At 57.1% G+C, this 11,771-nt stretch carries 10 protein-coding genes; 1 reads left to right on the forward strand and 9 read right to left on the reverse strand.

The genetic code is table 11. The features are described 5' to 3' along the window. Window positions 1–426: 426 nt before the first annotated feature. The 9 genes from KCG45_RS08695 to KCG45_RS08735 all read right to left on the reverse strand — a co-directional run bounded on the left by KCG45_RS08695 (window position 427) and on the right by KCG45_RS08735 (window position 10,918). Window positions 427–852, reverse strand: coding sequence for a hypothetical protein (locus KCG45_RS08695; RefSeq protein WP_218316876.1), 426 nt, complete (start codon window positions 850–852; stop codon window positions 427–429). Window positions 853–3,155: 2,303 nt separating this feature from the next. Continuing rightward, window positions 3,156–3,488: an RHS repeat protein gene (locus KCG45_RS08700; RefSeq protein ID WP_218316877.1), complete on the reverse strand. Its 333-nt coding sequence runs from the start codon at window positions 3,486–3,488 to the stop codon at window positions 3,156–3,158. A gap of 126 nt (window positions 3,489–3,614) precedes the next feature. Then, window positions 3,615–4,598 carry a P-type DNA transfer ATPase VirB11 gene (virB11, locus tag KCG45_RS08705; protein WP_218316878.1) on the reverse strand — a complete coding sequence of 328 codons (984 nt, stop codon included), beginning with the start codon at window positions 4,596–4,598 and terminating at the stop codon, window positions 3,615–3,617. A gap of 10 nt (window positions 4,599–4,608) precedes the next feature. After that, entirely contained in the window at window positions 4,609–5,649 is a 1,041-nt protein-coding gene (locus KCG45_RS08710) for a TrbI/VirB10 family protein (RefSeq protein ID WP_255548097.1), read from the reverse strand. Beyond that, window positions 5,646–6,353, reverse strand: coding sequence for a TrbG/VirB9 family P-type conjugative transfer protein (locus KCG45_RS08715; protein WP_218316879.1), 708 nt, complete (start codon window positions 6,351–6,353; stop codon window positions 5,646–5,648). Before KCG45_RS08715 ends, KCG45_RS08710 begins: the two co-directional genes overlap by 4 nt. Then, window positions 6,350–7,084 carry a VirB8 family type IV secretion system protein gene (locus tag KCG45_RS08720; RefSeq protein WP_218316880.1) on the reverse strand — a complete coding sequence of 245 codons (735 nt, stop codon included), beginning with the start codon at window positions 7,082–7,084 and terminating at the stop codon, window positions 6,350–6,352. The genes KCG45_RS08715 and KCG45_RS08720 overlap by 4 nt, the downstream gene beginning before the upstream one ends. Continuing rightward, a complete protein-coding gene (locus KCG45_RS08725; protein ID WP_218316881.1) occupies window positions 7,081–8,277 on the reverse strand; it encodes a TrbL/VirB6 family protein in 1,197 nt (398 codons plus the stop codon). Before KCG45_RS08725 ends, KCG45_RS08720 begins: the two co-directional genes overlap by 4 nt. Then, window positions 8,277–10,652, reverse strand: coding sequence for a VirB4 family type IV secretion/conjugal transfer ATPase (locus tag KCG45_RS08730; RefSeq protein ID WP_218316882.1), 2,376 nt, complete (start codon window positions 10,650–10,652; stop codon window positions 8,277–8,279). Before KCG45_RS08730 ends, KCG45_RS08725 begins: the two co-directional genes overlap by 1 nt. Next, complete coding sequence (locus tag KCG45_RS08735) at window positions 10,631–10,918, reverse strand: VirB3 family type IV secretion system protein (RefSeq protein WP_218316883.1); 288 nt, start codon at window positions 10,916–10,918, stop codon at window positions 10,631–10,633. Before KCG45_RS08735 ends, KCG45_RS08730 begins: the two co-directional genes overlap by 22 nt. Before the next feature lie 308 nt (window positions 10,919–11,226). On the opposite strand from KCG45_RS08735, the gene KCG45_RS08740 reads away from it, so the two are divergent. Continuing rightward, window positions 11,227–11,589 (forward strand): TrbC/VirB2 family protein, encoded by a 363-nt coding sequence (locus tag KCG45_RS08740; protein WP_218316884.1) that lies wholly within the window; start codon window positions 11,227–11,229, stop codon window positions 11,587–11,589. The last annotated feature ends 182 nt before the right edge of the window (window positions 11,590–11,771 follow it).

Below are 11,771 nucleotides of genomic sequence, written 5' to 3' on the forward strand. Positions count from 1 at the left end.
CGAGTTCGCGTTAGACTGACAGCACCGCCATCTACCCGTGCAACTCGTCTATCTTTTCCGGTAACCCTCCCAAAGCCTGCGGAACAGGCGGGTTTGCGCGGGTGGATCCGCAACGGGCTTGACAGTTCTTCCTTTTCCTCAGCGCTTTCAAGCGCCAATTCTAGGCCTCGTCTCTTCGACAACTGGGATCGCTTCAGTTTGCCCCTTTTTGGCAAAAACAGAAAAAGAGTCGCTTAGTTTGAGGCATTAACCGGGCTTTGTCTGCGCAACTTGGGAAACGCGCGCCATAAATACTGCGTGGTTTCCGTTACTTAGGAGCGCAGACAGGGGTTCCTGTTGCTCGATATAACAGGGCGATCAATGCCTGTTATGGCGGTCCAACTTGCATAATTCCGGTGTTTGGGCTCCTGAAAGCCCTATTCGGGATCAGCAAAGCCCAACGCCTTGCGCAGCTTGAATCAGTCCCAGAGGGATGTCCATTTTCTTCAACAACTCGAGATTGACATGGTGCGGCGGGCGCCCACGAAGGATGACCCTTTGTATGTCGTGCGCCAGGAATGCGAGCCTTAAAATCTCGCGTTCGTAGGGTGAAACCGGCGCAGTCTCAATGAAAGGCAAGCCGCGCGTTGTCGTGAGCATTCCATGTGCTTTTCGAAGCGCGCCGATCAGTACCGGGTCCGGTCGCGACGGACGGTTGGTTGCTGCCAACACGTCGCTCTTCCCGCCGCGCTTAGGGACCAGAACCGGCAGGAAAATCGTGACCGCATCTTGGGTGCGACCTAAGATGGTCTCGTCATCCGACAGATTTGCTGCAATGTGGCTCGCTTGGAGTGATTTCAGGCTGATATGCAATCCGCAATTGCTGACACTGACCGACCGAACGATGGAGAATGGGGCGGCAACGTTCGGGATACAGCGCTACAATGCTTCACCAGTAGCCCTCTCGACCTCGCGCGCAAGCGCCTGCTCTTCGAAATCGCCAGACAGGTATTAGTTCTCGACGAACACGCGGTTCTTAAGCGCCTGATGCCAAGAGCTGATCTTCCCCCGAGACCATCGGATCGAAGGCTGCGCCGCATACATCTGCGACCCTCCAATTTCAAGATCGTCGACGCGCTCACCGGCGAGATCGCTGGAGCCATTCTCGCTAGAAAGGCGAGGTCTATGCAGCACATTGGCTTAGCCTGAGTCAGAAGCGGCCAGCGCTCGATTTGGAGCATCTGTGCAATCGCTGGCGCAATTCGTAGGGCACTGTCGCCAAGCGATGATTTAGTGCGAGACGTTCTTGAGGACGATGCGGATTTCGTATTGAATTGAGAAATGCCGACGCGTTGTGCAGCTTATGATCTTGAGTACCCATTCGGCGGAGATTTCAGACCTAGTTGACCGGGGCTCCATCTTTATTTCTCCGTTACTACTAGCAAGCTCCCGTTCTTACTAAACCACAACCTCAAGTCTGCGCCGCGGGGGCTGACTGTCGAGATTCAATATCTGATCCGTTGAGAGGGCACTGAACCGGATCGGCGTGCTCACGCGAACTGGAAAGAGAGCAGTACATCGTCTACGAAGCTACGCGAAGATCGGTCAAAGCCAAATAACCGCGCCGGTGCTTCCCAAGGCCGTAACGAACTGCAAAAGATAGGCTGGTTGAATGGGTACATTAACCGGCGTCCGCACATCAGTGAAGTCCACAAAGGTGACAACCCAGATGTGTATTGCCATTGGCTGCTGTCGATCAGGAGGGCGGACTCTCGAAAACAGTGACCAAAAGGCACGATAAATCGCTAACTTCGTACTTCTTCGCGAAAACCTTGAAATATTCGGTAGTCCGGCTGATGCCCCGACTGAGGTGGCACGATCTAACCGCCCGCCGTGGGCGAGATAGGCGTCGGATATCGCTGTAAGATGGAGGCGTAGATCAAGAGCCGTGCGGCGAGTTCTCGGTTGCAACTGCGTAGGCGAGAATGAGCTGTGAAGTTTTGACCCGCACCAAGGGACTGCAGAAATTCGTCTCGGTCCGTGCCAGCGTCCACTGCCACTTCGATTATGAAGCCATCTTGTCCGCGACGAAATGCTAAGACCGCCAATTTGCCGTATCAGTAAAGTCTTGCAGCCTGCCGAATTGTGGGGCTTCTTTACGGAAGCGATCTGGTCGCACTCTAATACTAGCTTATCATTACATATGCAGGCGCCGATGTTTCCGTGTATCGCGGAAGTGTATTACAAGAGGTTTCATTCATATATCGAACAGTGATAGTACGGCCGAGCGATACTGCCGCGTCAACCTTCGCGAGCCAAGTTAGGCAAACATCGGGATCGACGCCTTTCCAACCTTCCTTAATATTGCAGATCTGCGTCCAGCTTGGCGCATAGCTGGCCCTGAAAAGGACTGCGCCATCGCTATAAACGTAGGAGTCCGTGACAGTTCCCGTGCAATTGATCGCCGCTGTTGCGGGGACTGGTACTAAGACTGCTGCAAGTAGTGCTGGCAGAACAAATTTTTTGAGTGAGAAATTCATAGATACTCCCATATAATAATTCTAAGATTCTTCACGAAACGAATACATGCATATATTGCACAAACGACCAAGATTTGCTTTTTCGTTATTGAGCTGATGCCAGAGCGGTCCCCACTCCTTGTAATACTGCTATAGAGCTAATTGCGAAGTCCAATCAGCGCGGTAATCAAGTGCAAGCGTGTGCAAGCCAAACAAAGCAAACTCGTTAAGCACCGTGCATACATCAATGGAGCATAAGGTAATCAGGCGCTGGTGCGGCTGTGTACGACGGGAGTGTCTCGCAAGTAACATTTTCGTAGTATCTGACCTGCACTGTCTTGCCCAAAGAAACTGCCGCGTCGATTTTTGCAAGCCACGCTAGGCAAACATTAGGTGGGATGCCTTTCCAAGTCGCTTCAGTATTGCACACCTGCGTCCAACTAGGCGCCCAGCTCCCCTTGAAGATAACGTTCCCTGACGCTGAGACGTAAGACTGTGAAACAGTGCCAACGCAATATATCGGTACTTGAGCCGAGGCGCTCACTGCGGCCAGGCCAAGAGCAACGGCGATTAAGTTACTCGCACGCGTAATTCTCATCATGAATCCTTCCTTAGTGATTGAGATACGGAAACCGTTTGTTAGACGGCGAAACGAACTTAGCTTCCTGCGGTGGTCTGGATCACCATGAAACGCCCATTGAAAATTATGCGATAAACAGGCGTCCCGCCTGATGCTGGGTCCGAACCGCCCTGACCGTTGTCTCCGATCGTCGCTCTTGTTAAGCGGGTGCGATTGGCTGCGGCGTCGTATTCGTAATCGATCGTTTCGGTCGTCGTATTGGCGCGATCCCTCTCGACGTTTATCAACCGCCCAAGGGCATCGTACTCGTATTTGATAGTCTCCTGAGCAAAAGTTGGCGTCGCCACGCAGGCCCATACGAGGAAACCAATTTTTTGGATTGCCGCAAGGCTCCTAAGTTTCTCTACCATCACCTTCACTCCTGCCATTTTTCACAATCATGGTTCGAACCATTGTGACTACATCTAATTGCAAATTCGAGCTTCGAATTCCTAATTACGAATGGCTAATGAGGAATCCCCGTTTCGACGCCATCTTCACGCCCCTGTGCTGACAAGGATTTTATTCACCCGTCGCTTTCCACCAATTCGCTCGAGTTGCACGAACACGTCGACGCTCTCGCGCACGTAATGCCGCACATCGTCGCGTCCGAGCTTCGAACCCGCCTGCAGAACCAGCAGCGCGAGCTGCTCGATTGCGCGCTGCGGTGTGTCGGCATGGATGGTCGTCATAGATCCGGGATGCCCGGTGTTGACCGCCCTTAGAAACGTGAACGCCTCGCCCCCGCGCAGCTCGCCCAGGATGATCCGATCGGGGCGCATCCGCAGCGCAGCGATGAGCAAGTCCTCAGCCGTGATCTGCGCTTCGCTGAGCTCTCCTCGCGCAGCGATCAGGCCCACCGCGTTGTCGTTGGACACTTGAAGCTCGGCGGTGTCTTCGATCAGGAGTAGCCTCTCATCAGGAGGTATTTCGGCGAGCAACGAGTTCAGGAACGTCGTTTTGCCGGTTGAGGTGCCTCCGGCGACCAAAATGTTGCGCCGCGCACGAACTGCATCGCGCAAGAATCGAGATGCGCCTTCGCCCGCAATCGGACCGAACACACGTTGCCGTTCAAGATCAGAGGAAGTCGATGTCATGTCTCTGAACGCGCCCGCGTCCTGCCAATCGGCAAGCGACAAATCGGCAGATATGTGCCGTCTGATCGCGAAGGCGTGCCCGCGGCGCGTCGCGGGCGGAGCTGCGATCTGTACACGCGAGCCATCGGGCAATGTGGCGGCCAACAGTGGCTGCGCACGGCTGATCCCCTGCGAGGAATGCGCGGCAATCTGGCGGGCAAGGCGCTCAAGCAGTTTCTCATCCAGACTTGGATCGGCAAGTCGTTCGATGCCACCGCCAAGGCTCTCGATCCAGACCTCGCCCGGGCGGTTGATCCAGATATCGGTTACGTCGATCCGCTTCAGCACCGGCGCGAGGGGCGCAAGGAAGCTGTCGAGATAGTATCCGGCTGCGGCTAGTGTCATGCGGCAGCCTTCATCGATCGACGCTCGAAAAATCCAGATCGCGGGCCACGAAGACCGAGACGCTGGTTCCGTGCTTTACCTTAAGAGTTGGTTGGATCGCATCGGGTTCGGCGATCTGGACGTTCTGTGTGCTCCCCGGGAGAGCGACAAACACTCCGTCCGTTGCCTCGTTGACCGCCAGGCCGACGCCGATATCGAGGACCGATTGCAGAATGGCCCCGCCAAAACGTTGCAGGAACTTGGTGTCGACCTTTCCCCGGATCCCGGCACGGCCAAGCGGATCCGACGAAGGGGAGTCGAGCGCGATCGTCACTCCATCGGGGCGAATAAGGCGGGTCCATTGTACGAGTGCACGGTTCTGGCCGCGTTGAAGATTGGCCTCGTATCCACCGTAAAGGCGGCTCCCCCGAGGGATCAGTACCCGCGTCCCGTCGAAGCTGAAAACATCGCGCTGGACAAGAGCGCGCGCACCGCCTGCCCTCGTCGAATCAAGCGCGGTTTCCAGCACGGCAGGTATGACGGTTCCCTGCGGGATCGTGCGGGAAGGATTGAGCAGTCGGCTTGCAGAGACACGATCAGCCTCCTCTTGGTCGCGAGGTTGCTCTCCTGCAGCCGACAATGGAGCAGAACGGTTCTCGAAGACCACCTGAGGCTCCGACGCTGGCGGCACAGTTTCGAGCGGGCGCGGAGCGAAAGACTGAAGGGGAGCTGGCTCTTGTCTCTGAAATGCAGGGGCAGGCACTTCGCGCACTGCAGTTCGGGCTTCAACTGCTGGAATTACGGGCTCTGGGAGCGCGCGAGTGCCGAACCGCTCTGGCACACGCAGCGGGGGCGGCGAAGCAATTGCGCCAGCTCCTGTGTCTGGCGAAGCGATAATCGAAGGCACTTGCGCGGTTTCCCTCGACGCGCTGAGCGCGTTAAACAACATGGCGCCGCCAATTGCGAGCACGACCAGAAAGGCCCACATGCCCCAATTGCCATTGCCACCGGTGGCAATGACGGGCCGTACATCGCCTGAACTGGGGCCGGGTAGGGCTGCGGGTTCGCTCATCGAACCGCATCCTGTTTCCTGTTACGACGGGCCGTGGCCTTTTCCTTGTCGATCCGGAAAACGAGGCGCTGATGAATGCGATCAATCACGAACTTCTCGCCCCGCATATAGCCGTTGACCACCTCCTCATCCCCCGAAGCACCGATCGCGAAGACAGCAGGGAGAGGCTGACCGGGAGCGTACTCGATCACGGTCTTGGAACCATCGTCGCGAATTGACAGCGGACGAACCGAACGATCGCCGCGCAGCCGATAGGACCAAACGAGCTCGCCTATCGGCTCTGGCGGTGAGGCAACTGGAAACTCGTCTAGCTGCGATCTGTCGAATTCGAGGCGTACGAGATAGGCGGCCTGAAGTCCGAGACCGGTTTCAAGCATGAAATCGTACATACGGCGGTCCGTTTCGATCGTCAGGTTCGCAGGACTGGCCGCTCTCGCGGGAAGCACTTGAAAACTGTCGGCCTCGGAAGAAACTGTAACGCTCCATGAGCGATTGCCGCCCAGCACGGCGCGAGTGACGGTTTCACCTGGCTCCAGCATAACGGTCAGGCTCGTCTCTGGCAGGGCAGTAAGCAGGATCGGTCCACCGATGTCACCGCGAACCGACTGAATCCTCGGAGTGTCCGTGCTCGGCATTGGCACAGTCTGCGCCGACAAAGGGATCGCAGAAAGCGCGATGGTGGCGATTGCAAATGCACGGATCACCGCGCACCCTCCGGCAGGCTGGCCTGATCGACACCGTTCACGATACCAGCTTCGGGTAGGGTTTCGGCATCCTTGCGATAGGACGTGACCTGAAAGCCCAAGGGATTAACGTATCTGTCGGCGTGGCTCATCGCAGCACCTGTGAACTCGTATCCGATTACTGCCACCCAGTGCTGCGCGAGCTGCTGCGACGCGCCTTGATCGATGCGCGTCGTGACGAAACGTACCATCGCGCGACCTTGGCCGAGGTTAGACACGCTCTTGATCTCGGTCTTGATGACCGATCCACGCGAAAGGTAGGCGAGCGGACTGATCGGATTGTTGGCGTCCATCGCGCGCGCATAGGATTGTTGGACCGACGGCGTGGACCAGAGCGAGACCTTCCGATAATCATCTTGCATCGTAGGCGCGGTAAAGCTCTCGCGTGCCAGCACATATTGTACAAGAAATGAGCGCGTGAGCGCCGCGTCGGGCGCAACCAATTGCGCATCCAGCGGCGCCAATGTTTGGACATTGCCAGTCTGACGATCAACGAGCAGAGTGTATGGTTCGACCGTTTTCAGCGGGATGAGGAAAACGAGGGCCAAGGCCTCGATCAATGCAACCAGCGCTGCGATAATCGCGACGATCCAAGCTCTATTTTTCGAGCGCTTCAGGTCATCGTTCACGCTGGTCTCCCAGCTTTGCGCAACCGGTAGATCGGAGAGGTCGTAGTCGGGCTGAGCGGTCATGAACGGTTATCCCGACGCTTGGTTGAGTGCGAGGCACGCAGTGTCGAGCGCCGATAGGAATTGCCAAGTCTTGCTTGAGTTTGCGCATCGCCGGCGCCTGTTGGCGATGCCAATACGGCGGGTCCCTGCACACCACTGGTAACCATACGCTCCCCCACTGAAGTTCGCTCGCGCCGCACGGAGCTCTCGATGGTGTTGCTAATGCTTTCCGCACGAATGATTGTCTGGCTTTGGGCTGGCAGAGCAGTCGGCGCGCCTGTGCTGGGAAGCACTGTTATCGCTGGCAAGGCTGGGATATCTGGCAGCGTGAGCCACCCGCGATGGAATACCACCTTAGCGAGCAGCCACAGCATCAGGAGTTTCACAACCGTGAAAGCGAGCACAATCGCGAAAAGCTCGGTCGGCGCGGAAGGGGTGGCATAACCGAGCGCGCGGACGCTCAGGGCATCGCTTAGGAAAGGATTGAGTATCGCAAGCTCAACGCTGAGAACAATCGTAGCGCCAATCGATCCTGCGATTGTGAAGACTAGCCCCTTAAGCCAACCGCCAAAAATTCCGCGCGATTGCTGGAAGAAATACAGGCCTGCAACAATAGGAGTTAGGGCCAGCAGAACACCCGCCGCAATCCGCAACAGTGCAAGCGTACCGGTGACGCTCGCTAGGTAAAGCAGCCGTGCGGTTCCGAATGACTCTTCGTCCTTCAGTGCCGAACCTTCGAAAGTTCCGCCTGGCCGGTTGCTATCAATCAACGCTCCCGTGTTTCGTCCTGCGCCTGCTTCGGTAAGCCGAACAATAGCATTGTCCGTTTGCTGCAAGCGATTGGCGAACGGTGCCGTGACCCGATTGCCGCTGCCTGCTTCGATCAGGCTCCCAATTTCCGCAGGCGCGTTCAAGGTGACGTCGTAAACTACGGTCCTGAAGGCGGGCCAGGAAAAGGCGAGCGTCAGCACGATCCCGATCTTGAGTAAATCGACAACAACATCGCGCGCGGCCGGTGGTGGCCCGAATAGCAACCTAATCCCGAACAACGCGATAAACAGAGTAAGCAGTCCCGCCACAAGCGTGGATGCGAGAGAGCCTGGTTCTCCAAGTGCCTGGTATCCATAGCTCCCGATCACCTGCGCTTGGCAATCGATATGCCCAAGAATCCTGAGCAGGAATTCATCACCTGTTATAATCGCCCCGCACGGCATCAGGCCGCCTCTTCGAGCAGAAGATGAAGCCAGTTCGCAGGGTCGGGCCCGGTCCTGCTAACGAGCTGGTCGAACAGACGAACCGTGCTTTCTCGCCCCGACAAGATAGTCAGCAGTTCAGTCTCGCCCGAGAGATCGAGTCGCGCGACCACACTTTCGCGCCCGTGCTTGATGAGGAAGCAATGCGAACTGTCGGGCAATGTGCGCACCAGATCGAATTCGTGGCGGCTCAGGCCGAATCCATTGATGTAGTCTTCGGCGCGCGCTTTCGGATTGATCATGAATATCTGTGTCGCCGCCTGCTCGATGATGGCACTCGCAATCTTGCTTTCGAGCGCATCTTGCGCGCTCTGGGTTGCAAAGCCGACGACGCCGTTCCGCTTCCGGATCGTCTTTTCCCAATCCTTTATTCGCCGCACGAAAACTTCATCGTCCAGCGCCTTCCAGCCTTCATCAATCACGATAATTGCGGGTGACCCATCCAGCCGCTGCTCGACCCGGTGAAAGAAATAGAACATCGCAGGTGTTCGCGCGACCGGGTCATCCAGGATCGCTGTCATATCGAAGCCGACCGTCTCGGCTGACAAATCGGTTTCGTCCTTCGGGTTGTCGAATAGCCAGGCGCGCTCCCCGTCTCCCCACCACGGGCGCAATCGCGCACAAAAATCATCGGGTTCCGGCCGGGCCCCGCCACGGAAAAGCTCGGCGAGATAACGCAGGCGCCTGCGCTCTACCGGTTGCTGAAAACTCGTATCGATCGCATCGCGGATCTGGTCGAGCTCAGCGCTTGTTGCGCCTCCCGCAAGCTGCGCGATCCATTCGATCAGAAATTGGCGATTAGCTGGCGTATCGTCGATCTGCAGAGGGTTGAGGCCCGTCGCAGAGCCCGGCGACAAGCGATCATATTGCCCGCCGATCGCGCGGATGAAGAGCTCAGCCCCGCGGTCTTTATCGAAAAATATCGTGCGTGGTTTGAACCGTCGCGCCTGCGCCAGCAAGAAATTGAGCACCACGGTCTTTCCCGAACCCGATGGTCCGATGACCGTGAAATTGCCGAGATCGCGGTTGTGAAAATTGAAGAAATATGGCCCTGCCGCCGTTGTTTCGAAGAGGGTGACCGCTTCGCCCCAATGATTACCGCTTGCCTGTCCGACTGGGAAATTGTGAAGACTGGCCAGGCCTGCGAAATTGGTCGTCGAAACCAGCCCCCGCCTGCCGATATAGCGAAAGTTTCCCGGAAACTGGGCCCAATATGTGGGCTCGAGCGCAATGTCCTCGCGCACGCCGTTGATGCCAAGATCGGCCAGCAGAGCGATGACTTCGGCGACATGGTTTTCCAGCGATGCAAGGTCATCGGCATGGATCGCTATGGTCGAATGGTGTTCCCCGAAACCAGCTCTACCGGCTGCCACCTCGTCCTTGGCCAAAGTAAGCTCCTCGCGCAGCGACAGCGCCTCGTCCTCGGCGGACTTCATGCGGCGCAGCGCCAGGTTCATTTGCCCTAGCGCCTGCGCGCGTTCGACCATGGCAAAGCTTTGCGTCACGGTCAGTTCGAACGGCAGCCGATAAAGCTCATCGAACATCCCCGGGAAGGTCGCACCTGGATAATCCTTGATCGAGATCAGGGCGATGAAGCGGCGATCGAGATTCCCACCCGGTGCCAGCTCGACGCAATCCTGACCGAAGCTCACTCGCCGCGCCGGTATGAAATGCCCCAGATCCCCGCGCGGAAGAGCGACAGGCCGCATGTCGGCATTGAACAGGCACGACAGGAATTCGAGCGGCTCCGATCTTGGGCCCTCGGACGTGTCGTAAATACTAAGGACCCTCGGATTATAGGCTGACAGTGAAGCCACGAGCGCTTCGGTCGCGCGGCCGAGCGCGCTTTTCTCGGCCGCGATCAAATTGGCGTTTCGTTTCGAACTGCGCGCGAGCCATCCCAGCAGCCGATCGGCGATCCCGATGCGGCCCTGGAGCGGACGTCTCACGATCGTCAGGAACAGGTCGTTCACGTAAAGCTGCTTGCCCGCCTGACGTTCCTGCCACCGCGCATCGAGCCGGGCTGAAAAGTCATCTGCGGTAACCGGCGAGAGCGTAGCCTCGGCCCGCCGGCGCATGACATGATGATAAACCGCAAAGCGTGAGCTGCCGAGCGAACGCAGCATCGCATCGCGAATGACCGAGCGGTAATTGAGCTCATCGCTATCGGCGGTTTCGAACAGCAACCCGCCGATCCGGATGGTCTGCATCAGCAAACCGTCGCGTGTCTCGATCGTGACAGTATCGAGATGACGCGCATAGGGGAGATGCTCGCCCGCGGGAGCTTCCTTATGGATAGTGCCGGGGTCTCTGGTCAGGGGCGGTAGGAGTTGCATTTCCAAAGCCGGTAATTCTTGATCCGCGGACAATTGCGGACACGGGTAATCCAGAGATCGAAAATGCGCGGTTCATGGAGACATGCGAGCATGCCGATGCCGTGGATGACCACCGCGACCACGAGCACCCACCACGCGCGAAAAATGAGAAACAGCTCGACGGCGATGATCGCGTTGATGACGAAGAACGTGTAAGTGACGCCCGCGAACATCTGCGGCCGCGTTAGCGCGACAAACAAAATGTCTCTGCGCAATTCTTCAGACATGTTGCGACCTCCCCATCCAGCAAAGAAGTCTGCGGCATCAGCCAAAAAAAGCAAGACAAGATTGATGCGATGACAAGAAAATTTGTGATTTATATATTTGCAGTGGTTTTAATCAGCACTGGCACCCGTGAATTGACAACATAAACTCCGCTGGGCGGCCATACCCTCGCCAGTGTCATTCAACGCCTGAACCGATTGGTTGAGCGGCACCCTTTGGAAGGTGATCAAACTTAAGAAAAGCCTCGCTTAGATGAAATCATCGGCTAGAGTTTTCACCTGCACATCGATAAGGGCTGCGAAGATTCACTATGGGACCTCCAATCCAGCCCAGCCTGTTCGAGCCTGCTGGCGGGTCACAAATTGATTCGTCGATGACGTGGATAAACGGAGTGCTGCTCGGAGAAATCGCCATCGGTCTTTGCGCGCTTTCCGTGGCCTTTGTGGGCGCGCTTATGCTCGCGGGGCGGCTGCCGCTGCAGCGCGGAATGCGCATCGTTGTGGGATGCTTCGTGCTGCTCGGTGCGCCTGCGATTGCTAGCGGTTTCATGTGGAGCGGAACGTCACAGGCGCAACCCGCTCCCCCGCCATCGGTCGATCAGGCCGCGCCGAGGACCGAGTTGCCTCCGGCCGACTATGATCCGTATGCGGGAGCATCGCTTCGGCGGGATTGAGTATCGTTTGGTAGTCAGCGCCGTAATTTCTAAAGTTGATTGGGATTGTATCCCACTTCAATCGTCCGGTAAATGACACTGTGCTCAGTCATTCAAGAACCGCCTCGCCGTGTGGCGTGTGCGCCTCGTGGCTTGTCCATTGTGCTGGCGTGATCTGGTGCCTCAGCCGGAACGATAAATGA

This window comes from Erythrobacter ani, assembly GCF_019204025.1.
In the GTDB taxonomy this organism is placed as follows: Bacteria; Pseudomonadota; Alphaproteobacteria; order Sphingomonadales; family Sphingomonadaceae; genus Erythrobacter; species Erythrobacter ani.

Bases quoted from the DNA above. Each gene is read 5' to 3' on its own strand.
- virB11 (WP_218316878.1), bottom strand. From the start codon at position 4,598: ATGACACTAGCCGCAGCCGGATACTATCTCGACAGCTTCCTTGCGCCC.
- KCG45_RS08735 (WP_218316883.1), bottom strand. From the start codon at position 10,918: ATGTCTGAAGAATTGCGCAGAGACATTTTGTTTGTCGCGCTAACGCGG.
- KCG45_RS08720 (WP_218316880.1), bottom strand. From the start codon at position 7,084: ATGACCGCTCAGCCCGACTACGACCTCTCCGATCTACCGGTTGCGCAA.
- KCG45_RS08740 (WP_218316884.1), top strand. From the start codon at position 11,227: ATGGGACCTCCAATCCAGCCCAGCCTGTTCGAGCCTGCTGGCGGGTCA.
- KCG45_RS08730 (WP_218316882.1), bottom strand. From the start codon at position 10,652: ATGCAACTCCTACCGCCCCTGACCAGAGACCCCGGCACTATCCATAAG.
- KCG45_RS08700 (WP_218316877.1), bottom strand. From the start codon at position 3,488: ATGGTAGAGAAACTTAGGAGCCTTGCGGCAATCCAAAAAATTGGTTTC.
- KCG45_RS08710 (WP_255548097.1), bottom strand. From the start codon at position 5,649: ATGAGCGAACCCGCAGCCCTACCCGGCCCCAGTTCAGGCGATGTACGG.
- KCG45_RS08725 (WP_218316881.1), bottom strand. From the start codon at position 8,277: ATGCCGTGCGGGGCGATTATAACAGGTGATGAATTCCTGCTCAGGATT.